This window comes from Colwellia sp. MB3u-55 (assembly GCF_014076785.1).
GTDB lineage: Bacteria > Pseudomonadota > Gammaproteobacteria > Enterobacterales > Alteromonadaceae > Colwellia_A.
The window spans coordinates 30,966-53,111 of sequence record NZ_JACGUS010000020.1; the positions used below are offsets into that span (position 1 = coordinate 30,966).

General features: G+C 36.5%; 21 protein-coding genes and 1 pseudogene. 9 read left to right on the forward strand and 13 right to left on the reverse strand.

Features of this window, described 5'->3' with window-relative positions:
* The first annotated feature begins 130 nt into the window (after nucleotides 1-130).
* Nucleotides 131-415, forward strand: a complete 285-nt coding sequence (locus H4J66_RS00195; RefSeq protein WP_259369018.1) for a DUF6482 family protein — start codon at nucleotides 131-133, stop codon at nucleotides 413-415.
* A 3-nt stretch (nucleotides 416-418) separates the two neighbouring features.
* Entirely contained in the window at nucleotides 419-676 is a 258-nt protein-coding gene (locus H4J66_RS00200; protein WP_182169141.1) for a DUF3081 family protein, read from the forward strand.
* Nucleotides 677-803: 127 nt separating this feature from the next.
* On the opposite strand, the gene H4J66_RS00205 is transcribed toward H4J66_RS00200, so the two are convergent.
* The 4 genes from H4J66_RS00205 to H4J66_RS00220 are packed head-to-tail and all read right to left on the reverse strand — an operon-like array spanning nucleotide 804 to nucleotide 3,095.
* Nucleotides 804-1,550 (reverse strand): SDR family NAD(P)-dependent oxidoreductase, encoded by a 747-nt coding sequence (locus H4J66_RS00205; RefSeq protein ID WP_182169143.1) that lies wholly within the window; start codon nucleotides 1,548-1,550, stop codon nucleotides 804-806.
* Entirely contained in the window at nucleotides 1,513-1,938 is a 426-nt protein-coding gene (locus H4J66_RS00210; RefSeq protein WP_182169145.1) for a thiol-disulfide oxidoreductase DCC family protein, read from the reverse strand. Before H4J66_RS00210 ends, H4J66_RS00205 begins: the two co-directional genes overlap by 38 nt.
* Before the next feature lie 15 nt (nucleotides 1,939-1,953).
* Entirely contained in the window at nucleotides 1,954-2,391 is a 438-nt protein-coding gene (locus H4J66_RS00215; protein WP_182169147.1) for a DUF3429 domain-containing protein, read from the reverse strand.
* A gap of 29 nt (nucleotides 2,392-2,420) precedes the next feature.
* A complete protein-coding gene (locus H4J66_RS00220) occupies nucleotides 2,421-3,095 on the reverse strand; it encodes a flavin reductase family protein (protein ID WP_182169149.1) in 675 nt (224 codons plus the stop codon).
* 289 nt (nucleotides 3,096-3,384) lie between these two features.
* On the opposite strand from H4J66_RS00220, the gene H4J66_RS00225 reads away from it, so the two are divergent.
* Nucleotides 3,385-4,158, forward strand: coding sequence for a MipA/OmpV family protein (locus tag H4J66_RS00225; protein ID WP_182169151.1), 774 nt, complete (start codon nucleotides 3,385-3,387; stop codon nucleotides 4,156-4,158).
* Between the two features lie 13 nt (nucleotides 4,159-4,171).
* Here the strand turns inward: H4J66_RS00225 and H4J66_RS00230 are convergent, their stop codons facing one another.
* The 6 genes from H4J66_RS00230 to H4J66_RS00255 all read right to left on the reverse strand — a co-directional run bounded on the left by H4J66_RS00230 (nucleotide 4,172) and on the right by H4J66_RS00255 (nucleotide 10,338).
* Nucleotides 4,172-4,606: a hypothetical protein gene (locus H4J66_RS00230; RefSeq protein WP_182169152.1), complete on the reverse strand. Its 435-nt coding sequence runs from the start codon at nucleotides 4,604-4,606 to the stop codon at nucleotides 4,172-4,174.
* Between the two features lie 85 nt (nucleotides 4,607-4,691).
* Complete coding sequence (locus H4J66_RS00235) at nucleotides 4,692-6,461, reverse strand: alpha-amylase family glycosyl hydrolase (protein ID WP_220463145.1); 1,770 nt, start codon at nucleotides 6,459-6,461, stop codon at nucleotides 4,692-4,694.
* A 13-nt stretch (nucleotides 6,462-6,474) separates the two neighbouring features.
* Nucleotides 6,475-7,704 carry a glycosyl transferase gene (locus tag H4J66_RS00240; RefSeq protein ID WP_182169153.1) on the reverse strand — a complete coding sequence of 410 codons (1,230 nt, stop codon included), beginning with the start codon at nucleotides 7,702-7,704 and terminating at the stop codon, nucleotides 6,475-6,477.
* Between the two features lie 10 nt (nucleotides 7,705-7,714).
* Nucleotides 7,715-8,563: a mannosyl-3-phosphoglycerate phosphatase gene (locus H4J66_RS00245; protein ID WP_182169154.1), complete on the reverse strand. Its 849-nt coding sequence runs from the start codon at nucleotides 8,561-8,563 to the stop codon at nucleotides 7,715-7,717.
* The gene (locus H4J66_RS00250; protein WP_182169155.1) at nucleotides 8,560-9,441 is read right to left on the reverse strand and encodes a kinase; all 882 of its coding nucleotides are present in this window, start codon (nucleotides 9,439-9,441) and stop codon (nucleotides 8,560-8,562) included. The genes H4J66_RS00245 and H4J66_RS00250 overlap by 4 nt, the downstream gene beginning before the upstream one ends.
* A gap of 369 nt (nucleotides 9,442-9,810) precedes the next feature.
* The gene (locus tag H4J66_RS00255) at nucleotides 9,811-10,338 is read right to left on the reverse strand and encodes a hypothetical protein (protein WP_182169156.1); all 528 of its coding nucleotides are present in this window, start codon (nucleotides 10,336-10,338) and stop codon (nucleotides 9,811-9,813) included.
* A gap of 154 nt (nucleotides 10,339-10,492) precedes the next feature.
* Between H4J66_RS00255 and H4J66_RS00260 the strand changes: the two genes are divergently transcribed.
* Together H4J66_RS00260 and H4J66_RS00265 are read left to right on the forward strand one after the other, a co-directional pair.
* Nucleotides 10,493-11,080, forward strand: a complete 588-nt coding sequence (locus tag H4J66_RS00260) for a CIA30 family protein (protein WP_259368549.1) — start codon at nucleotides 10,493-10,495, stop codon at nucleotides 11,078-11,080.
* 19 nt (nucleotides 11,081-11,099) lie between these two features.
* Nucleotides 11,100-11,315, forward strand: a complete 216-nt coding sequence (locus tag H4J66_RS00265) for a TIGR02450 family Trp-rich protein (RefSeq protein WP_182169157.1) — start codon at nucleotides 11,100-11,102, stop codon at nucleotides 11,313-11,315.
* Nucleotides 11,316-11,398: 83 nt separating this feature from the next.
* Here the strand turns inward: H4J66_RS00265 and H4J66_RS00270 are convergent, their stop codons facing one another.
* Complete coding sequence (locus tag H4J66_RS00270; RefSeq protein ID WP_182169158.1) at nucleotides 11,399-12,271, reverse strand: LysR family transcriptional regulator; 873 nt, start codon at nucleotides 12,269-12,271, stop codon at nucleotides 11,399-11,401.
* 94 nt (nucleotides 12,272-12,365) lie between these two features.
* On the opposite strand from H4J66_RS00270, the gene H4J66_RS00275 reads away from it, so the two are divergent.
* Both H4J66_RS00275 and H4J66_RS00280 read left to right on the forward strand, forming a co-directional pair.
* The gene (locus tag H4J66_RS00275; protein WP_070375692.1) at nucleotides 12,366-12,866 is read left to right on the forward strand and encodes a lactoylglutathione lyase family protein; all 501 of its coding nucleotides are present in this window, start codon (nucleotides 12,366-12,368) and stop codon (nucleotides 12,864-12,866) included.
* Between the two features lie 245 nt (nucleotides 12,867-13,111).
* A complete protein-coding gene (locus H4J66_RS00280; RefSeq protein ID WP_310650605.1) occupies nucleotides 13,112-14,419 on the forward strand; it encodes a GGDEF domain-containing protein in 1,308 nt (435 codons plus the stop codon).
* Between the two features lie 32 nt (nucleotides 14,420-14,451).
* On the opposite strand, the gene H4J66_RS00285 is transcribed toward H4J66_RS00280, so the two are convergent.
* The gene (locus tag H4J66_RS00285) at nucleotides 14,452-14,805 is read right to left on the reverse strand and encodes a DUF3802 family protein (RefSeq protein WP_182169160.1); all 354 of its coding nucleotides are present in this window, start codon (nucleotides 14,803-14,805) and stop codon (nucleotides 14,452-14,454) included.
* Nucleotides 14,806-15,685: 880 nt separating this feature from the next.
* Here H4J66_RS00285 and H4J66_RS00290 point away from each other — a divergent pair.
* A complete protein-coding gene (locus H4J66_RS00290) occupies nucleotides 15,686-18,679 on the forward strand; it encodes a TonB-dependent receptor (protein WP_182169162.1) in 2,994 nt (997 codons plus the stop codon).
* 215 nt (nucleotides 18,680-18,894) lie between these two features.
* Here the strand turns inward: H4J66_RS00290 and H4J66_RS00295 are convergent.
* Nucleotides 18,895-19,200: pseudogene (locus H4J66_RS00295) on the reverse strand (aldehyde dehydrogenase family protein); the annotation flags it as partial.
* 233 nt (nucleotides 19,201-19,433) lie between these two features.
* On the opposite strand from H4J66_RS00295, the gene H4J66_RS00300 reads away from it, so the two are divergent.
* Nucleotides 19,434-22,088 carry a TonB-dependent receptor domain-containing protein gene (locus H4J66_RS00300; RefSeq protein ID WP_182169164.1) on the forward strand — a complete coding sequence of 885 codons (2,655 nt, stop codon included), beginning with the start codon at nucleotides 19,434-19,436 and terminating at the stop codon, nucleotides 22,086-22,088.
* Nucleotides 22,089-22,146: the final 58 nt, after the last annotated feature.

The following is a 22,146-nucleotide window of genomic DNA, read 5'->3' on the forward strand; positions in this document are numbered from 1 at the left end:
GAGATACGCATCTTTTGACAAACGAGATATTTTAAGTTGATAGGTTAGAAAAATTCAACTATGAATTTTACTGAAGTTGATCTTTAATGATCGTATCACCGTAATGACAGTATACTTAAGTTGGAGAATTATGATGATGAATACATTAACTAACAGTAATCAAGCAACTATGCCCACTATTATTGGTGTCGCTGAATCGACTCATTATTTAGTTGGCGCGGTTGATTCTCTCAATAACTTTATTGGTCTAAACCAATCTAGAGATGTTGCTGTGATGGGATCTTTAGTTGAAGCCAAAAATTATCTTCGAGATAATAATATATTCAACGCTGCACTAGAGTATCAAACAGCTTATGATGAAATGTGTGGCACCAGCAGTAGCAGTGGTCGATGCAGCCAAATGATTAAGTTTTAACTGATGAAGGATAGACAATTAACACTAAGAGATTTTTTAGAAATCTATGACCATATTACCAAAGAGGGCACCAAACTCGATGGTATTTATCAGTATTCTGGTATTAAAGCTTGGCATGACTTTGATGGATATACATGTTGGTTAGGTTATAAAGACTTAACAATAACCTTGTTATTTCACGGCAGATTTTCAATTGAATATGATAATAAAGTGACGCTTGAATCTTTTCATAAAATAGCTGACGGTTTTGCTAAAAAATAACAACCTTTAATGAATTATCGCCAATAAAACTGCAAATCTCATTGCAGTTTTTTTATTGTTTCAACTCAAAAATTTGCACCGAAAAGTTAACCCGTAATAGTTAACTTTTAACGGCCATTACTACCCGCTACCAATTAATAGACTTGCCCTGCCAATCGAGATAACTCAAGGTATGGTCAATAGGAGTGTCAGCAACAATAGTTAGTAATTGTTTGGCAACAAATTCACTGGTAAAAAGTTTATCTGCAGGGACATTCTTTTGAAAAGGTTTAGATAAAGGTGTATCTGTAGTGCCGGGATGAAAAGAAATTAATTTTATATTCTTTGCTCTTCTTGCCAACTCAATAGATGCAGTTTTAAGCATCATATTTAATGCTGCTTTCGATGCCCTATAGCTATACCAACCGCCTAATTTGTTATCATTTATGCTGCCGACCCGGGCGCTAAAAACAATAAATTTACAGGGTGACTTCCTTGTCAGTATTGGTGTCAACTTCTGAACCCATAACATTGGGGTTAATGTATTTGCACTAATGACTTGTTGAAAGGCTAGTGCATCGAAGTCTTCGAGACGTTTTTCTGGTTGAAATGTTTCACTATGCAGTATGCCGTTACAAACAAAAACTTGGCTTATGGGTAATTCACTATGGGCTACTAATTCTGCTATAGCATTGTCTATTGATTGCGGTTGGTAGTCTTCAACCACAATTTTTTTAATTTTAAGGTTGTTTTCCTGCTCGACAGTGTTTTTCTCGTCAAGAGCTTGTCGACTAATAAGAATAAGGCCAGTATCAGCCAAAGAAGCTACTTGAGTGGCAATTGCTTTGCCAATGTCGCTATTTGCGCCAATGATCAGTGTTAGTTGATTTATCATAACAAGTTCCTGAATTACAGTTTGCTGTTTTTATGCCAAAAACTTTGGCGAGAAGTGCTGAAATTTGATGACGGTATTTAGCTAGTCCTAAGTAAACCCAGTGGCTTAGTGTTTTAAATACTGGCCAATTAAGAGGAGCTACCCAAAAACCTTTACCAACAAGTGTCCAAGCCCTATGTGTGACTTCTAAACCGAGTAGAATTTTACCATTATAAGTTGCGTGTAATATTTTCATAGCGGCTGAAAAATCAATTGCAGGGTAAAGACTTGAAAAATTTTCTTGGTGTATATCGACCAAAAGTATGATGTTGTCTTGATCATGCCTTTTTAGGTGGATCATTTCAGTTGCGCACATTGGACAATTGCCATCATAAAATATAGTTAGCATGAATTTTCCTAAAAGTTACTGGGTGGCTATATAAATGAACCACAGATAATAAGCACTGGTATGCAGTGAGAGAACAATAAAAGTTAACCAAAAACGCATTCTCATGTAAGTCACATCAAAATCGTTTACTTGCTCTGTCATTGCTAATTTTTTTTCATATAAAAATAAAAACGTAAAGCTGAATGATAATACTATCAAGGCCAAATCACGGGGTACTAGTAAAGTGGTAAAAGCGATCAAGCTTAATAAATTGCTAATGACTTGCTGTGTTAGCCGAGCATTGTCTTCGGCTTTACGCCACAATGTGCCAGCAACAAAACTGACTATAATAGCGCTATAGGCTATAAAAGCTTGTTGTGCCAACATAGATGAGTCTTTTAGCACAACACTTAAATATAAAAAACCTGCAAAAGGTAGTAGACCGAGATAGCCAAGTAACTGCCAACTTTTCATTTTTGTCCCTAGAATCTGGTGAAGCTTATTTAGATTTCAAATGAATTACTGTCAAGCGCCTGGCCATCAAGTGAAATTTCTCTAGGCTGAACTTCTGGCTTAGCATAACTCAATCGTGATAACCGTTGACTGGTGTGGTAGCTATCTAGTCCTGAAATAGCAACCGTACCCAATGATTCGATATCAATATAGCCATCGGCTTTAATAGCAATTTCATCACAAAGAATATCAGTGATTTCACCTATTACTAATTGAGTACCATTAAGTTCGATTGGCACTATCTCACGTAGATTCAAGGCGTACTTTAAGTGACTTTCTTTAACAAAAGGGGCATTGATACCATCAACGTTATAAGGCGTTAAATCGGTTTGCTCAAATTCTGATTGGTCGGCATTATAGCGTGCTGATGTTTGATGTGCCGCTTGCCAAAAACTTTCATTAACTTGATTTATGGTAAATTGTTTAGTCTGCAGAATGTTTTCTAAAGTATGGCGTTCGACGATGTCTGGGCGAGTAATAAAACCAACTAAAGCAGGCGAAGAGCCTAAATGGACAACAGAGCTAAATATTGCTAAATTGTTATGGTTTTGCTTGTTGCGTGTACCAATGACGTTAGCACTTTTAAATCCAGATAAACTATTAATCAGTTGAGCCCGGTAGCGTGAATCCATCTTTAACAATTCGTTATGGCTCAAGTGTTTCATTTTAAGTTTACCCGATAATATAATTTATACTTAACTATACGCAGTTTAGGCTAAGGTCGATCACCTCGCTGTTATATTTTAATTATTGTCTCTAGCTAACCATAAAGGCAAGGCTGTACTTTATTCTTTGTTATAAGAAATATTATTTTCAATAACCGTATTATTAAATTAACACTGAAATAATAGAGTTATAATAAGCTGTTGCTAAGTTAATCTCATCGAAGGTTTAAACCTCATCCCACTTTTAAACGTATACTCGGTTTAATAGAAATTAAGTGGTAATCACCCAATGATACAAAGTATTTATAAAGCCTTAATATTACTTTTAGTTTTTCCTGCTTTTTATGTCTTTTCAGAGCAGGGAACAGTGGTCTCTGTTGAGCGAAAAAAAACCGAAGGTTTTCTATACGGCTTAGGTCTCAGTGTTAATAAAGAAATATACAAGGGATATAACACCCGAATAATGCCTTTACCTTTATTGGGATATCAAGGAGAAAACTTGTCAGTATTTGGACCATTCATTAATTATAAGTTAATAAATGCGAATCGATTGACGCTCTCCGCAAAATTATCCCCAAGATTTCAAGGGTTTGATGAATCTGATAGTGCCATTTTCGAAGGAATGAGAAAAAGAAAAAGTTCATTTGATGTCGGCTTTGGTCTCGATTATCAGCAAAATGATTGGAAAATTGGACTTTCTTCGATGTTTGATGCACTAAATCGTTCAAATGGCTTTGAGATAAAATCAACGATTGGTCATGTTTTTAGGTATGGGCCAATATTTTTCGAACCCTCATTTTCACTAAGTTTCTTAGATAAACATCATGTTGATTACTATTATGGTGTTTCTAAAGACGAAGTGAATCAAAATAGGAGCGCTTATCTCGGCCATAGTGGCGTTAATAAAAATATTGGATTTTCAATGGCGACCCCTATTTTTTTTGGCGGATATACTCGCTTAAATCTCGAATACACTTGGTTTGATAAAAGTATTACTGACAGTCCTTTAGTTGAGGACAATAGCAGTTTACAGTTGCTTTTAGTATTTACGAAAAACTTCTAGCAGTTATATTAAACTAGACTAACTCGTAAGCATTTAATCCTTTTGTTGTAGTAAAACCATATTCACTGAGCCAGCTAATCGCTTTATCTTGGTCAGAAAATATTCGCCTCTCAAAGTTACTGCGTGTTTCAATTGCCATCTTATCGAGGTACATTTTTTTCATCATTGATTCATGGGCGACTTGCGCTGATTTTTCTAAACCATTTAAAATACAAAAAGCGGCTAAATCATCAACAACAGGGGCAATTTCAGGAACACTTATTTGCCAGTCATCTAAGAAGACTAAGTGCGCCCATCTTGGTGTTTTTAACAATTTTACTTGCGTTGTAAATGCTTGTGAAAAATTTTCTGCACACTCTTTATTCCAGGAACCCGTTAAGCGCGCGATAATTATATTATTACTGACATGTAATTTGAATTCACCATGAGGTGCAAAATAATCATTCATTGATAATCCCTCAGCTATTTCAAAGCTAATCTGCAGTCAACACCAAAATTATTTTTAGTATAGCGTTTATTTTTAACTTTTCACTTTATATATTTGATATCCATACTGTTTGATAAGGTGATAAGGTAAGATCTTGGTTTAACTCTGTTATTTTTACTTCGGTAATAAGTTCACACCATGATTCGGTAATAATTAAGTTCAGCTCACTCAAGGGTAATATTACCGGTTGATCAGAAATATTACTCACACAAAACATGCTTTGTTTTCGGTCTTTACTTTGTCGCCAAAAGCCAAATAATTGCAAACCTAAATGCAGGGTAAATTGCGTTGCGTTAGGGTGAAAGGCGGGTTGTTTAATTCTTAACGCCAATAAAGACTTTAATGTCGAAAGCACTTTTGCATGGTGTAAGTTACTGTCATTAAGCGCTTCTTCTAAAGCTTCTACATGCCAGCGGCGCCTGTTAATTGCACGGTTATGATGGGTATTTGCTAATTTTTGATAATCATTTTGTGTGCCTAGCATGCTGTGAATGTAGATACCTGGTATGCCTTCGAGGGCAAACATAATGGCATGTGCACAAATAAAACGCTCAAAGTTCCACTGATCTTTACCTCGCACCGTGCCTTGCATCGCATCATAAAGTGATATGTTCATTTCATAGGCTTTTTGTTGGCCGGTATCTGTAGTGCGCCATGATATTTTTCCACCGAAATTTTCTACTGCTTTTACTAAGTTATCGAGCTCAGCTTCATCTAATAATCCTTCTGCCGGGCGTAAACCAATTCCGTCATGTGATGCAATAAAGTTAAAATACATAGTGCCGTCTTGCGCAGGAGGCATGCTCATTAGCCAGCGTTTAAGGTATAAGCAGTTACCCGTTAGTAAGGTATTTAATAACAACGGCGGTAATGAAAAATTATAAATCCCATGGGCTTCATTGGCATTACCAAAATAAGTGAGGTTCTGCGTATTGGGGATATTGGTTTCAGTGATAATAACAGCATCTTCTATAGCTGATTCAATAAGCGTCCTTAATAACCTAACGACTTCGTGAGTTTGCGGTAAGTTAATACTGGGTGTTCCTACTACTTTCCACAAAAACGCGATGGCATCTAAACGAAATATTTTTACACCCATATCAAGGTATTGTTTAATAATAGAAGTGAAAGCTTTTAAAACTTCAGGGTTACGAAAGTCAAAATCAACTTGGTCATGACTGAATGTGCACCAAACAAATTGTTTGCCTTTGCCGGTTTCAACTTCCTTTAATAGTCGCGATGTCCTTGGTCTCACAACGGCTGACAAGTCATCATCTGCAAGAGCAGTAAAAAAATAATCGCTACCTTGTCCTTCACCTTTAATGAAATTGTCAAACCATGCACTTCTGCTTGAACAATGATTGATGACTAGATCAGACATTAAACGATAATGTTCACTTATCTGGCCAATATCTTGCCAAGTACCTAACGACTCATTTACTGATGAATAATCGATAACTGAAAAACCATCATCAGAGCTATAAGGAAAAAAAGGCAAAATATGTACACTGTTAATCGTATTACTAACGTTAGTGTCTAAAAAAGTCTTTAATGTTTTGAGTGGTGCTTCATCAGCCTTAACGATACTATCGCCATAGGTTATCAAGATAATATCTTCTTCTGACCAATGGTTTGAGAAAGGCTTCGCCGCCATTGTTTTTTTAGATAAACCCATGATATCAAGCAGAGATTGGGCAATATCACTTACTGACTTTTCTAGTGGGACATCGTGATAAATAGTCGAAAGCTGCTGAACTAACTTTTCTTTTAAATTACCCTGCAATTTAGGTGTTAACTGATTATCTTGCGTTGGCATGTGGCACCTTTTTTTATAATGCTTGACTGAATTCTTCGTTATCTAACTCTACCGCTTCTTTTAGTTGCGATAAAATATCAGGTATGGCGCTAACCACTCTATTCCAAGAAGGAATAAACGGCGTATCCATGGGTTGATCTAAGAAGGTATTGCCCGCGGTTAATATATTCTGTGCGAACATCTCAACGGCTTTTTCTTCATTATGAATATCAAGTTTAAGGCCATTCATCATGGCATCATTTCGATAAGTTTCGACATAATCCAAAGCAATTCGGTAGTAAGTCGCTTTCAATGTTCTGAATTTTTCTGCTGTGAACGTTTCACCTTGGGTAGCAAGTTTACGAATAAAGGCTTTACTGATATCAATCGACATTTTTGATAAACCACCGTCAGTATTATCCAAAGATAAATCTTGATGCTTATGATCGTAGGTTGCCGCAATATCAACTTGGCATAAACGGTTAGGCGAATAGTTACGATACATTTCTGAGAGCACACCAATTTCAAGGCCCCAATCACTAGGAATACGAATATCGTTTAATACATCTCGACGGAAAGAAAACTCACCGGCTAAAGGATATAAAAAACTGTCCATGTATTCTAAATAGTCACAATGACCGACTGTTTTTTTTAACGCTTTAATTAACGGTGTTACTAATAGACGAGACACCCGGCCATTTATTTTTCCTCCTGCAACTCGTGCATAAAAACCTTTAGCAAACTCGTAATTAAACATAGGGTTAGCAACAGGATAAAGTAGTCTATCTAGTAGTTCACGTTCGTAGGTCAAAATATCACAGTCATGTAGGGCAATTGACTCAGCTTTACCCGAAGCCAATATATAGCCCATGCAATACCAAACATTACGGCCTTTACCTAACTCTTTGGGGGCTAAGCCCAGGGCTTGTAACTTTGCATCTATCGCTTGTAATCTTGGACCGTCATTCCATAATACTCGATGATGTTGCGGCAGTTGGCCAAAGAAAGTTAAGGCGTGTTTATATTGTTCAAGATTGGCACGGTCAAGACCAATAACTATTTCTGATAAATATTTGACACCTTTAATCTTATTAATAATGTCGGGCAAAGCTTCGCCTTCTAATTCAGAAAATAATGAAGGCAAAATAAGCCCTAAAGAGCGCTTTTTAGAGAAGGCTAGTATTTCAGCTGCCATATCCGCTGGTTCACGCTGTGCTAGGTTATGTAGCGTGGTTACTGTACCGTTTTGATAAAAATCAGCCATGGTTTACCTCTTATATAATAGTAGAAGATGAAAGTAATTGCTTTGCTAGCAGGGTTTGTAGTGCTTGAGCCCAACCCTCAGGACCATAATCTTGCGTACGAGTCGTTTTAAATTGGCGATAGAGTTTCGGGAAGTCATGAACGGGTGAACGAATTTGCACCGCGATATCTGCGGCTTCTAGCATTGGGCTATCATTTTCACCATCACCCAAGGCAATGGTCATAATTGTAGGGTTATTAAAGTTTTCTCGATATTGCTCCGTTAGCCAAATTAGGGCTTGGCCTTTATCGCAGTAGCCACCAATATGAATGAACCGACCACCTTGAACAACATTGGCACCTAGATCAATAAGATGATCTATAAAGCGATTTTTGCTGACCTTATCACCGAACCATTTAATGGGTTCACCATATTGTCTCTGTTGAGCGCGCTTAGCTTCTGCTAGTGACAGCCCTGTTATTTCCGAAAGGTCAGCTGCAGACATAGTCGAAAAACCTTGATAATACTTTTTAAATTCATCAGTTTGTTCAGCTAACAACGTTAACCAATGCTGCCTAGGTAAACAGAAAGACTTTACCCAATAGTCACCAACAATTTCAGTGTCAGCAGGTTGTACTAAAAAAGTAGCTATAGGAATATAAATAGCGGCACCATTTTCAACAATAAAGGGGGTATCTAGTTTGAGCTCACTATGGATAATGGCCAATTCAGCAAGGGTTTTACTGGTATTTAAAATAACCGGAATATTGGCACATTTTAATTGCGCAAGTGTTTTATCTGCGGGGCTTGATTGATAAGTGAAGTGATCGAGTAAGGTTCCATCTAAGTCACTAAAAACAAGTGTACTCAATGAGCTCATAGTACTTCCTGTAGAGGCACATCTGTGATTTGGCGAGCATAATCTAAGTAAAATATTGCGTCGGCAGATTGTGCGATAGTCGTGCAGCTCTGAACGCTAAGTCTCTGGAAATATTGGGTGAAGTTTAATATTTCTGCAGGAGACATAACCTTTGAATTAGCTAAATCGATGTTTCTAGCTTGTAATTTTTGCTCTTGCTCTAATCGCCATTTATAAACACAGTCAAATGATGGTGCTTGCAGTGCTAACCAAAAGTCCATGCTTTTGTACAAGGGAACATAAGCCTCGCTCAGTTGTTGATTAACGTAATTTCTCCATTCACCTTTAGCGTCATACTGCAATTCAAGTTCATTAATAGCTGACCTTAGCTGTTCTTCAGTTTGAGGCTTTACCCCCCAACACCATCCTTCTAATAAAATAATATCTATTGGTTTATCAACCACAGTCCATTGCTCTTTTGGATAGGGTTCATCGGTAGCTTTATTGAATCTAGGGATAGAAAACCCAGTTTTTTTGGTTTTTAATTGCAAAAGTACGTGCTCAAGAGTCGCCATATCATGGGTGCCTGGCACACCTCTGGTCGCTAATAAGGGGTGAATATTTTCTGCAAGCTGCTGACGTTTTTCACCTGTTAGGTAAAAATCATCTAAAGACATTATCACCACATTAAGAGGGTGTTGTGCTGTTAAATATTCAGCGAGAAAATCTGTTAATGTAGACTTTCCACTACCTTGGCAGCCATTGATACCAACAAAGTACGGCGTGTTGTTTTTTTTGAATTGCGCCAATATTCGCTCAGCAAGTGGTTGATAATGCAGTCTAACGGTGTCGCTGAATTCATCAGGTAGTTTGTGTTGTTTAATAAAAGCAGAGAGCATAATTTCACTATAGATAACGATTCATTATCATTAGAGCTTCAAGTCTTATGCCAGTTCATTAGTAAACAGTATTTAGCGACTAATTTATTGTAATAAAGGGTTTTTTTTTGAGGTTAGTGTGATTTTTAAGTGATGAATAACCGAGGGAAGTGCACTGATATGATTAAGCGCCCTGTTTTGGTGCGGTAAAAATCAAGGGCGAAGTGATGAGTTAACATATCGTGCTTCAAGGTATTTCAACGACAACGTTAAAAGAAAGAAACTTGCGTACATAAATAGATAGTACTAAACCTTCAGTAAATGGCTAAAATTGGCAAAAGACAATCACGGTTAGTTGCTGTCTCTTGCACAAGTCTCAACAAAGTTCCACTAGTTCGATGGCGTTAATTTATCTCTCAACTCATTAAGCGCTGCAACTGAAAAACCCTCATCATAAAAATATACAATGATGCCATTCTTATCTAACAGTAACACCCGTGTGTTATTAGGGTTTTCATTTCCAGTGAACGCTTGAACTTTATCACCGTCTTCATAAACTGTAATCACCCCTTTCCAAAGAGGCTTTGGAATACCAGCACGCATACCATTGTCGATAAAAGTACTGAACATTTTTGGGAACAATCCTTGAATAGTTGGGAGCTCATAGACATCAACTTTTGTTTCAGTCATATCTAAACCAATTAACCATCTGTCGATATCAAACTGTGAATTTTGTTTGTAGCCTACTAATAATAAAGTAACTTCTTTGTTGAAGTCGGCTGGAATATTGACCGTGTTTCCTTCTAATGTTTGTCCGGTAACCGCTGGAAAAGCTTTACCCGTGACTGATTGATTTGTATATTTTGTGCTACAACCTGAGGCAAGGCTGATGAACAAAATCAATAAAAAAATGCGCATATATTTTTACTCGTTGGTTATTATTTTAAATTAAATCTAACGCTGCATACGTTAAAGTATTAATTTTAGCTCATTTTTAGCCGTTTTGATCTTAACAAGTTTATTTTGCGTATTTATCAAGTGATATAATTTTAATACTCGGTGGAATTTATTGATGCGATTTATTTTAATTTTATGGTTATCTTTCAGTGCTTACGCCAGTGGAAACGATATTGATAAACAGGCTAATGATAATTCAAATGGCAATAAGAAGGCTTATATGATTGATTTTTCAAAGCAAGAAAATGGACGCTGGCGAATAACCAATGATGGCGTTATGGGCGGCTTGTCAAACGGTGAAATGACAATTGCTCAAGATCATGGCATTTTTAGCGGTAGCATCTCTCTAGATAATAATGGCGGCTTTAGTTCAGTTTTTCGTGCTGTCGATAATCTTCCACAATCTTATAAGAAACTTGTTATTAACACCGAAGGTGACGGGCAAGCCTATCAATTAAGGCTAATTATTTATGTAAATGGCTACCGGTTAGCTTATAAACATGACTTTAAAACCGTCGCTAATAAGCGTGAAAATCATATCTTCGAGCTTGCAGACTTTAAAGCAACCTTTCGTGGAAGGGCTATACCCAATGCGCCTATACTTAATTCAGAAGATATTAAAGAAGTCGGTTTTTTAATGACTAAAAAAGTCCCTGGGCAATTTGCATTATCGATATTTACACTGTCTTTCTTGAAACAATAACTTATACACTAAGGTAAAGATGAATAAAATTAATCCTAAAGCCCTCATCAATAGTAAGTGGACTAAAGTTGATATTACTAATAAAGAAAAACACTTTATTATCACTAAGGTGGAATTTGACGAAGAGCAAAAAGTAATTGCCTGTGTTATCGAAGCGGTGATGACTCATAGTGAATACACCATAGACTGGCGTGATCTAAAAGTTAGTGGCCAATGGCGAATCGGCTGGAAATAAATTGAAAATAAGTCACTTTCAGCCGATTTTAATGTCTGCTTATCGCTAAAGGTTAATACGCTAATTGAATTTTTATAGTCATGTTATAAAATAAACTCCCTAATCGACTTTTTAATTAATTGACTTCTTTGAGTGTCGAAAGAATGTTTGTTTTGGCAAAGGTATAAGGTTTCATTGACCGGTATCTCCAATGTGTGTACTTTTATTAGGCTTTGCTCAGGGAAAGCGTTTACCGCATGCAGGGGTAATACGGTAAAACCTAATCCTTGGCTAACGGGCAATAAAATCAAACTTATTTGATTAGAAAATCCTTTGTGGTTAAATTGACTGGTATGTTCAAATTCAAGATAATTTTTACTCAATAACTGTTGTGCATGATGTTCTGAATCAGGGTGGCTGATAAAACCTATAGAAGTAAGCACTTGCCAATTGATGCTTTTGATGTCACTTGACGTCACTAAAACCAAAGGCTCAATGGCTATTTTTTTGTAGACTAACTGTGGGCTTCTACTTAACTCAGTGAGTATCCCCAGATCAATTTTTCGCTCAATTAAATTTTGCTCTATATTTTTATTGGGTGCAAAGGTGTAATCGATAATAAGCGCCGGATAGCGTTGCTGTATATCAAGCATCTTTGGGTATAGTTTTAAGCCGACACTGCCAGGTGTACTTATTTTAATGACACCGATAAAAGCATCATCTTGTTTAATTGAAGCTTCGATATCAGCAGATGTTTCTAATAAATCTTGCCCTTGTTGGCGTAATTTAATACCCGCATCGGTCAATGAGAAAGATTTCCCCTCCCGCGTTAATAATAAAGTGTCCAATTGCGCTTCAAGTTTTTTTATATGCTGGCTTACCCCAGATTGCGTCATAAAAAGAATTTCTGCTGTTTGGGTAAAATGACCAACGTCAGCAAGCGTGCAAAATGTCTTTAACCAAATAAGATTTATCATAACAAAATGTACTCATTTATATTACAAATGATAATTTTATATACTTTATAAAGTTCACTATACTTTGTCTATCAAATTTAACAAGGTAATAAAAATGAGTAAAGCATATCCAAGAACTTTTTCCCATATCGGTATTTCAGTCCCTAATTTAGAGGCTGCTGTTGAATTTTATACTGGTGTTTTAGGTTGGTATGAAATAATGAAACCGACAGAAATCATTGAAGATGATAGCCCTATTGGCGCTATGTGTACCGACGTGTTTGGCGCTAATTGGGGTAAATTTAAAATAGCTCACATGTCGACAGGCGACCGCATTGGCGTTGAGCTATTCGAATTTGCTAATCAAGAAAATCCAGAAGACAACTTTGAATACTGGAAAACAGGTGTGTTTCATTTTTGTGTGCAAGATCCTAATCTTGAAGAACTGGTGGAAAAAATTGTCGAAGCGGGTGGTAAAAAGCGTATGGCAGAGCCACGTTACTACTATCCTGGTGAAAAGCCCTATCGTATGATTTACATGGAAGACCCTTTTGGTAATATTTTAGAAATATACAGCCACAGCTATGAATTAACCTATGCGGCCGGCGCTTACTAATTTAAAATCATAGCTTACCAACACCTATGATTTAATAACCCAATAGAAAGTCATTTTCTCTTGGGTTATATCAAGATAACTTTAGCGCTTAATCCTGCTGTGTGTCTCCTGTCTTTGTACTATGCAAGTTCATCCACTGAACAAATATTGGCTAAATAAGGATTATGTCGCAAGCATAATGCCTATTGTCAATTTTCTACTACAATTAAACTTTCTGTAATATCATCAACAGATAAGGTTTATTAGTGAGTAAAAAGCAACCATTACCCGTTACTTCTCCGTCAAAGGATAATTTATCTGTAGACGTAAATATGTTAGCAGAAGTGTTAGATAACGTTGGCACTTGTATATTCACTAAAGATATTCATGGTTGCTATACCTATGTAAACCAAGCTGTATTGGATTTATTTAATATTAACTCAACAGATATCATTGGCTTTGATGATAGTCATTTCTTTGATTTAGCGTTATCTCAGCAACTAAAAGAAAATGATGGAAAGGTTATTAAAGAGGCCATAACCGTAGAAAATGAAGAAACAAACTTCATCAAATCCCTACAAGAAACTCGGATATATAAAACGGTTAAAAAACCCTTGTTCGATGATGCTAACAATGTCATCGGTATTTGTGGTGTATCAACAGATATAACAGCAGAAAAAAAGCTCCAAAAGATAGTTAAAGCACAGAAAAAATTACTTCATACAGTACTCGATAATGTAGATGCTTATATTTACATGAAAGATAATGAGCGAACATTTAAATATGTAAACAGTAAAGTTGCTGAATTATTTGGTACGCCAGCAGAGAATATTATTGGTAAGAAAGACACTGAGGTTTTACCCCTTGATGTTGCTGAGCATTTTAACCAATCTGATCAAAAAGTTTTTGATACGGGCGAAAAACAAACCATAGAAGAAAACTCAGTCGATGAACAAGGTAATGTTCGCTACTATATTAGTACAAAAATTCCTTATCAACACCAAGGTGAACTTCCAACGTTAATTGGATTTTCTACCGACGTCAGTGAATTGTATGCGTTAAAAGAAGAATTTAGAAAACAAGCAAATACCGATTCATTAACTAAGCTGTATAACCGCCGCTATTTTATTGAACATGCTGAACGAGAGTTTCACCGTGCTAAAAGACACCTTCGTATTCTATCCTTGATTGCCATTGATATTGATCACTTTAAAAATATCAATGATAGCTATGGCCATCCGGTAGGCGATAAGGTGCTAATGTCAGTGGCTCAATGTTTACTTCCTTGTCTTCGACAAGAAGATATTTTAGCCCGCATTGGCGGTGAAGAATTTTCAATATTACTCCCTGAAACTACATTGCAATCAGCAAAGTTAGTCGCAGAGCGTATTCGACTTAATCAAAGTAATTTAATTATAAAGGGTGAGTGGCAGGGCGAAATTAAAGTAACCGTCAGTATCGGCGTTACTTGTATAAGATTTGAAGATGATAACTTTGATGATTTCTTTACCCGCGCTGACCGAGCATTATATCAAGCGAAAGACTCAGGTCGTGATCAGGTTTTTTGTGGGTAAATACTCTTGCTCGAAATAATACGTTCAACGCCTTAAGATAAAAACTGACTATGAATTTCGCTATCAAATAAATTCTTAATCAATAAGGCAAACTCTTTAATGAACTTTTTTTGCTCGTTAGTGACTTTATTGTTAATAACGCCAGAGAGAATCTCTTCTAAATCATAAACAATAGCATCAACTTCTCGAATAATAGTATTGCGCTGATTAAAAGACAATGCTTCGTTCTGGCTGCAAATACTAATGATTTGTTCACTTAATTCTTGTTCAATAACGGTCATAACAGTATCTGAATCAGCACTTACAGGGGGAGAATTTTCAAATAAACTGAAATGCTCAGTCAAGTATTCGATAATATGGATGTAACCTTCAGTATCAGTAACCATTAAAAATGTAACCTTTATAAAAAAACATACCATACCTCTTATATAGGCGCTTGATCAAGGTTGGTCACTGCTATTTTTTCGTTATTTATAAAAAAATTTAGATTGAAATATGTCTGTTAATTAGTTTTTTTAAAAAAGATATGTTGTTGCAAACATTACTGCACGAACAAATAAATATTTATATAAATGTCAGGTGTTAACTATAGTGCTAGTCGGGGGGGGTCTCTACAGATAACGTTTTATATATCTAGATATCTCAGTTATCAATTAATTTAATTTCATGCGTTAACTGTCGTCGCGTCAAATTTTGGCTGCTTACTCACCGAAATAGAGGATTATTTTTATCCTCAACACGTTGACTAAACATTAACGGAAGTCCCCCTTAATTTTTAACGGGTCATGTAAATAAGGGGGATAATTCAAACATTGGCATTATTTTTGGGAGAGGTGAATAGTTATCTTTTTGATTCGCTCAGTCAAAGAGTTGCAGTTAAATCGATTTGTATTATATAAAGCAGAACTCATTGCGGCTCCCTGAAGTGATTTATAGCTGATATTTGAAATACTTCAATTAATACAGACATTTTGTATAAAATATTTTTACAAAAAAGTTACTAAAAGGCTTTTTTTTTGTTTATATCGTCTACAAATCGATATATATTTGGATGCAATTTGTTTAATAGATAGACTATTTTATTGGTTAACAGTTGGTTAGGTACTAATAAAAAAGTTCAAAAACATTTTTGTAATAGGGGTTGTAATATTTCTATATTCAGGCAGAATTAATGGATATTGTTACTTAATTTAACAATTTGTTGAAGTATTCAAAGAATTTAAAACAATAAATATTTAAACTATAAGTCTAGAGAGAAATACTAATATGAAAAATTCTAATTTAAAGCGTAGCTTTAAACAATCAATTACTGCTGTAGCAGTAGCGATGTCATTGAGTGCAGCAATGCCTGCAATGGCAAATAACACAACAGGTTATATTACTGGTAGTTCTATTAGCCAAGGTGGTCAAGTTCTTGGTTCAGTTACAATTAAAATTGTTAACAAAGAAACTGGTTTAACTCGCTCTGTTGTTTCTGATAGCGAAGGTTCTTTCCGCTTCCCGCTTCTTCCTCCTGGAATGTATGACATTACAGCAATGAAAGATGGCTTCCAAATCACAGCTCAAAAAGATGTTAAAGTTGGTATGGGCGGTAAAGTTAGCCTTAACATGACTCTAGCTGCTGATGATATTGAGCGTATTGAAGTTACTGGTTCAGCTATTGCTATGGTTGATATCACAAGTTCAAGCACAGGTATCGTTGTTGATACTTTAACTCTTGATAGAGTACCTGTTGCACGTGATTTCACTGGTGTTGCTTTATTAGCACCGGGTACAACTAAAGGTGATTCTGCTTTTGGTAACAACCCATCTATTGGTGGTGCATCTGTAGCTGAAAATGCTTACTACGTGAATGGTCTTAACATTACTAACTTCCGTACAGGTGTTGGTTCTAGTCAACCACCATTTGAAATGTATGATACATTTGAAGTTAAAACTGGTGGTTACTCGGCTGAATTTGGTCGTGCTACTGGTGGCGTAATTAACGCAAAAACTAAGAGTGGTTCAAACGAATTTAAATCTGGCGTGAATGTTTACTACGAACCAGATGCTTTAAGAGAAGATAAGCAATCACAAAAACGTGATGACGGTACTTTACGTATTGATAATACCGGCGATGAGAATGACTTCTACGAAGTTAACTTATGGGCAAGTGGCGCTATCATCGAAGATACTCTTTTCTATTACGCACTATACAGCCCGCGTAGCGATGAATTTGAATACAACGGTGGACAAGCTTCTACTCCAGATGGTATTGCACAAAGTTTATACTCAGAAAAAGATGATGATTCTTTTTGGGGTGCAAAAGTAGATTGGTATATTACTGAAAACAATATCCTTGAAATCTCAGCTTTCTCTGATCAGAGCACTACAACTACATTGAGAACTGATTATATTGGTTCTACTGGTGCTGAACCAAAAGAAAGTTTTGAAGACAATGGTGGTTTGAACTACACAGCTAAATTAACGTCTATTATTACTGACGATTTTTCAGTATCAGTTCAATACGGTATCAATGAAACAGACCGTACAGCTGGTAGTGTTTTAGATGCTAACCCAGCTATTTACCGTAACTTTACTAGAACAGGAGCGTTTGTTCCTGGTGGTAACTTTGCTAACTTTAGCATTGGTGAAGGTGATGATCAGCGTCAAGTTGTTCGTATCGATGCTGATTGGTACTTAGGTGATCATGAAATACGTTTTGGTGTTGATAAAGAATCACTAACAGCAAACCAACAAACAATTAACTCTGGTGGCGCTTACTACTTATACGTAATCGGTGAAGATGATACTACGATTGATTATGTACGTCACCGTACATACAGCAGCGGTGGTTCTTTTGAATCAGAAAACTTTGCATACTACATTCAAGATCAATGGCAAGCTACAGACGATCTAGTTATTAATGCTGGTATTCGTAACGATTCATTTGAAAACAAGAATGGTATTGGTGAATCTTTCATTAAACTTGAAAACCAATGGGCATTACGTTTAGGCGCAGTATACGATGTTATGGGCGATGGCGAGTCTAAAATATGGGCAAGCTACGGTCGTTACTATCTTCCAATCGCTGCTAACACTAACATTCGTTTAGCCGGTGCTGAAACTTATACTCAAGATTACTACAACTACGACGGTATGAGCAGCGACGGGTTAGAAGTTCCTAATCTAACTGGTGGTACTTACGATGGTCGTCCTAGAGATGTATTCTCAAACGGTGATGTTCCAGAAGCAGGCGCAATCGTTGATTCAAGCATCGACCCTATGTATTCAGATGAATTCATTGCCGGTTACCAGTTCCAGTTAAATGACGAATGGAGCATGGCAGTTCAAGGTACTTACCGTGAGCTAGCAACAACTATTGAAGATGTTGCAATCGATTTTGGTTTTAATGAATATGTTAATCGCGAATTCGGTTCAGCTTGTACTGAATGTACAGGTTTCCATTACTATGTATTAACTAACCCAGGTACAGATATTACTGTAACGACTGACCCTGATGATAATCAGAAAGATGCAAATGGTGATTACTTCAATGGTCCTTTAGCTAATCAAGAATACACTATTCCTGCATCTGACTTAAACTACCCTGAAGCTATCCGTAAATATGCTGCTGTTGACGTAACTGTTAACAAAGAGTGGGATGGCAAATGGATGTTAACTGGTACTTACACTTGGTCTCATAGCTGGGGTAACAACGAAGGTTTAGTTCGTTCAGACAACGGTCAAGATGACGCTGGTTTAACAACTAACTTTGACCAACCTGGTTTATTAGATGGTGGTGATGGTAACTTACCAAATGACCGTCGTCATTCAGTTAAAGTATTTGGTTCTTACCAAGTTACTGATGACTTGAATATTGGCGCAAACTTCTCATGGCAAGCAGGTAAACCAAGAAGTGCATTTGGTATTCACCCAACTGATATATTTGCTCAGGCATATGGTTCAGAGTCTTTCTACAAAGGCGGTCAATTAGCTAAACGTGGTTCAGAAGGTACAACAAATTCTCTTTGGAACCTTGATTTAACGGCTAGTTACGACATTGAATTTGAAGACTTTGACTTAAATCTTCGTGCAGATGTTTTCAACGTATTTAACAATGATACAGCATCTGAATTCGACGAGATTTATGATGATGAATCTAGAACTGATTTCAATGAAGACGGTTCAGGTAACTACTTTGTTAGCCCAACTTACGGCTTAGCACAGAACTGGCAGACTCCACGTTATGTTCGTTTAAGCGCTTCAATCCGCTTCTAAAAATTGTTTAAACAATAATTTAGTTGTTAAAAAACCCGCTACTTAGCGGGTTTTTTTATGGTTAATATTTAACAAGCGATATTTATTGTTCACTGAACTATAACGATTGCTGTATTTATATAAGAGAAAATACCAGACATTAAAAATTAGAGGGCGTTAAATGAAACGATTATCTATAAATAGAAGAGAATAAAGAGTAAGGGTTGATCTCTTTCAGTCATTAGCGATGCTTTAAATACAACCGTGTTACCCGCTATTAATGCAGGAACAATATGACCGTTAGGTAAATGACCAGGGAAGTTGTAAGGACCAAAAATGTCAACAAAACCATGGGGCTTATGACGTATCATTGCTTTTGCGCCAGGCATTGGGTTTTCAACAGTACCTGTTCGCTCATTGTTTGCTTTGACAGAAATCGCTACTTTACCCATCATAGCGCCAACTTCTGTACGGGATTCCCAAAGAGGCTTACCTCTTTCTTCTGCAATGGTTATTGCAAGATGTTTGTTTGTAGCGTCTATAAATCGATACATATTTGGATGCAGTTTGTTTAATAGATTGATTATTTCATTGGTTAACAGTTGGTTAGGTACTAAGAAAAAAGTTCAAAAACATTTTTGTAATAGGGGTTGTAATATTTCTATATTCAGGCAAAATTAATAGATATTGTTACCTAATGTAACAATTTGTTGAAATATTCAAAAAACTTAAAATAATAAATATTTAAACTATAATTCCAGAGAGAAACACTAACATGAAAAATTCTAATCTAAAACGAAACTTTAAACTTTCGCTAGCTGCAATGGCAGTAGGCGGGTGTTTAGCTACATCACCAATAACTTTTGCTGCAGAAACAGTCGTAGAAGAAGTAGAAAGAATTGAAGTAACAGGTTCACGTATCAAACGTACTGATTTAGAAACTGCAAGTCCTATTACTGTAATTACAGCTGCAGAATTTGAATTACAAGGCCGTATTTCAGTTGCTGATGCTCTTCGTAGCGTTACTTCAAATAGCTTTGGTTCATTTGTACCTTCTTCTGGTAGTAGTCAGCAATCACAATCAACAATTAGTTTGTTAGGTGCTGGTTCTGGTCGTACATTAGTATTATTAGATGGCAAACGTATGGCTGGTTCGCCTAGCTTGGGTGGTGCTTCAGCTAACTTAAGCAGTATTCCTATGGCTGCAGTTGAACGAATTGAAATTTTGAAAGATGGCGCTTCTGCTACTTATGGTTCAGATGCTATTGCTGGTGTAGTTAATATCATTTTGAAAAAAGATTATGAAGGCGTGTCTGCGAGCTTTCAAATCGGACGTCCTGACCAAGAAGGTTCTGATACTAAATCTTTCTCATTAACTAGTGGTGTTAGTTCAGATAAAGGTAATATTACTTTTGTTTATGACCACCAAGAGCAAGGTGCAATCTTCGATAAAGATCGTGATTACACTGCTGCTAGCTTTTCAGATCTAAATGGCGATGGCCTAGTTTCAGTTTATGATGAAACTGTTGGTATTAGTTATTATGGAGCTACAATTGTTAATCCGACTACAGGTGGTCTAGAAGCGTCTGCTAACTGTGATAACTTAGCTGCAACCGTTCCTGGTTTTGTTGGATCTTTAGATCAAGGTTCATTACTAGGTGGCGTTGGCGGCGGTGAAGTTTGTGGTTTTGCTTATTCAAATGTATCTGCCAACTCAGCATCTACAAAGCGTGACTCTATTTTAACATCAGTATCATATGAAATAACAGATGATATCGAGATGTACGCTCGAGCTATGTTTAGTCGTAACGATTCATTTGGTCGTTATGCTCCACCAGCAGCTTACTGGAGCAACATCCCAGCTAACTCTGTAGATAACCCTTATGCTGAAGAAACAGCTGGTTATTTCCGTTGGCATCAAATTGGTACTCGTGACGGCAACGTAACTGATTATCAACAAGATTATATGATTGGTTTGACTGGCGCTCTTGGCGATTCTTTGGAATGGGAATTTTCTTATCACAAAGCTATGCTAGATTACCGTGAAGTGGGTCGTTCTTACTTAAGTTACTCTGGTCTTGCATACAATGCTGCAAATGATATTAGTTTAGGTTCAGATGCAGGCATAGCTAATATGAGTGCTACCGTTTACACTGAAAACCAAAATAATTTTGAGCAATATTTCTTTGGTGCTGGTTTTGATTTAGGTGAATTACCTGGCGGTAACATTATGCATTATGCTGGCGTTGAGTATTTTGAACAAAAATTCAATTCTCAATATGATAAACAGTCTGAAGCAGGATTAATTGGTGGTAGTGCGGGTAATTCAGCTGAAGGTTTACGAGATACAACTGCAGTTTTTTATGAAGTAGCTTTACCAATAACAGACGAGTTACTCGTGAGTGCAGCATATCGTTATGATGATTATAGTGATTTTGGTAGCCAAGGAACACCAAGTGTTAAGCTTGAATACCGTCCTATGGATGATCTATTAATTAGAGCTTCATACAGTAATGGTTTTCGTGCTCCATCTTTAGATGAATTGTTAGCTCAAACAGCCTTCTCAGCAACAAGTGCAACAGATTATGTCGCTTGTGAGTCACAGGGCATTGCTTCAGCAGATTGTAAGGCACGTCAGTTTGATAATTTAGTTGAAAGTAATTCAAACTTAGGTCCAGAAGAGTCAACTTACATAAATGCTGGTTTTGTTTACTCAGGTATTGAAAATTTATCAGTTAAGGTAGATTACTTTGATTTAGAAGTTACCAATGTAATTTCAAACATTACTGTTCAGTCATTAATCAATGCTGAATATGGCGGTATACTAGATGAGTTGATGGGTAAATACCCTGGTGTTTCTTTAGTTCGTGATGCTGACGGTGGCGTTAGTGAAAATGTTGTTACTCGCTCTGAAAATGGCGCAATAATGACTCGTAATGGATTAGATTTAGAATTTGGCTATTTACTTGAAACAGGAATGGGTGAATTAAGATTTACATCTGCAACAACTTATTTAATTGAATCAGGTGGAGATGTTTACTTCTCGGGTCCTAAGCAAAATCAAATCGGTGGTCCGGGCACTCCTAAATGGCGTTCACAATTTACTGTTAACTACAGTATTGACGATTTATCAATTAGCTGGACCATAGATGCAATTGCTTCGACAGCTGAAGATTCAGTATTAAATACTGATACTGGTAATCCTGCGGATTTCTACCAAGAATATTCAAATCATAATACAAGCTATGTGACACATAATTTAAATGTGAAATATGATCTAGGTAACTATGGTGTTGCAACTATTGGTGCAAGAAACTTGTTAGACAAGGAAATTGTTCGTGATGATGATGGTATATGGGTAAATGATACGCTTTATAATGCCGGTCATATTGGTCGTGAATTATTCGCTGGTTACACAATTAGCTTTTAGAAATTAATAGTACATTAACAAAAAGGAGCTTTTAAGCTCCTTTTTTTATTTTAAAACT

What these genes read in the sequence shown, in the direction of transcription:
- H4J66_RS00195 (WP_259369018.1), top strand. Translation starts at nt 131, where the DNA reads ATGATGATGAATACATTAACTAACAGTAATCAAGCAACTATGCCCACT.
- H4J66_RS00200 (WP_182169141.1), top strand. Translation starts at nt 419, where the DNA reads ATGAAGGATAGACAATTAACACTAAGAGATTTTTTAGAAATCTATGAC.
- H4J66_RS00205 (WP_182169143.1), bottom strand. Translation starts at nt 1,550, where the DNA reads ATGATAAATCAACTAACACTGATCATTGGCGCAAATAGCGACATTGGC.
- H4J66_RS00210 (WP_182169145.1), bottom strand. Translation starts at nt 1,938, where the DNA reads ATGCTAACTATATTTTATGATGGCAATTGTCCAATGTGCGCAACTGAA.
- H4J66_RS00215 (WP_182169147.1), bottom strand. Translation starts at nt 2,391, where the DNA reads ATGAAAAGTTGGCAGTTACTTGGCTATCTCGGTCTACTACCTTTTGCA.
- H4J66_RS00220 (WP_182169149.1), bottom strand. Translation starts at nt 3,095, where the DNA reads ATGAAACACTTGAGCCATAACGAATTGTTAAAGATGGATTCACGCTAC.
- H4J66_RS00225 (WP_182169151.1), top strand. Translation starts at nt 3,385, where the DNA reads ATGATACAAAGTATTTATAAAGCCTTAATATTACTTTTAGTTTTTCCT.
- H4J66_RS00230 (WP_182169152.1), bottom strand. Translation starts at nt 4,606, where the DNA reads ATGAATGATTATTTTGCACCTCATGGTGAATTCAAATTACATGTCAGT.
- H4J66_RS00235 (WP_220463145.1), bottom strand. Translation starts at nt 6,461, where the DNA reads ATGCCAACGCAAGATAATCAGTTAACACCTAAATTGCAGGGTAATTTA.
- H4J66_RS00240 (WP_182169153.1), bottom strand. Translation starts at nt 7,704, where the DNA reads ATGGCTGATTTTTATCAAAACGGTACAGTAACCACGCTACATAACCTA.
- H4J66_RS00245 (WP_182169154.1), bottom strand. Translation starts at nt 8,563, where the DNA reads ATGAGCTCATTGAGTACACTTGTTTTTAGTGACTTAGATGGAACCTTA.
- H4J66_RS00250 (WP_182169155.1), bottom strand. Translation starts at nt 9,441, where the DNA reads ATGCTCTCTGCTTTTATTAAACAACACAAACTACCTGATGAATTCAGC.
- H4J66_RS00255 (WP_182169156.1), bottom strand. Translation starts at nt 10,338, where the DNA reads ATGCGCATTTTTTTATTGATTTTGTTCATCAGCCTTGCCTCAGGTTGT.
- H4J66_RS00260 (WP_259368549.1), top strand. Translation starts at nt 10,493, where the DNA reads ATGCGATTTATTTTAATTTTATGGTTATCTTTCAGTGCTTACGCCAGT.
- H4J66_RS00265 (WP_182169157.1), top strand. Translation starts at nt 11,100, where the DNA reads ATGAATAAAATTAATCCTAAAGCCCTCATCAATAGTAAGTGGACTAAA.
- H4J66_RS00270 (WP_182169158.1), bottom strand. Translation starts at nt 12,271, where the DNA reads ATGATAAATCTTATTTGGTTAAAGACATTTTGCACGCTTGCTGACGTT.
- H4J66_RS00275 (WP_070375692.1), top strand. Translation starts at nt 12,366, where the DNA reads ATGAGTAAAGCATATCCAAGAACTTTTTCCCATATCGGTATTTCAGTC.
- H4J66_RS00285 (WP_182169160.1), bottom strand. Translation starts at nt 14,805, where the DNA reads ATGGTTACTGATACTGAAGGTTACATCCATATTATCGAATACTTGACT.
- H4J66_RS00290 (WP_182169162.1), top strand. Translation starts at nt 15,686, where the DNA reads ATGAAAAATTCTAATTTAAAGCGTAGCTTTAAACAATCAATTACTGCT.
- H4J66_RS00300 (WP_182169164.1), top strand. Translation starts at nt 19,434, where the DNA reads ATGAAAAATTCTAATCTAAAACGAAACTTTAAACTTTCGCTAGCTGCA.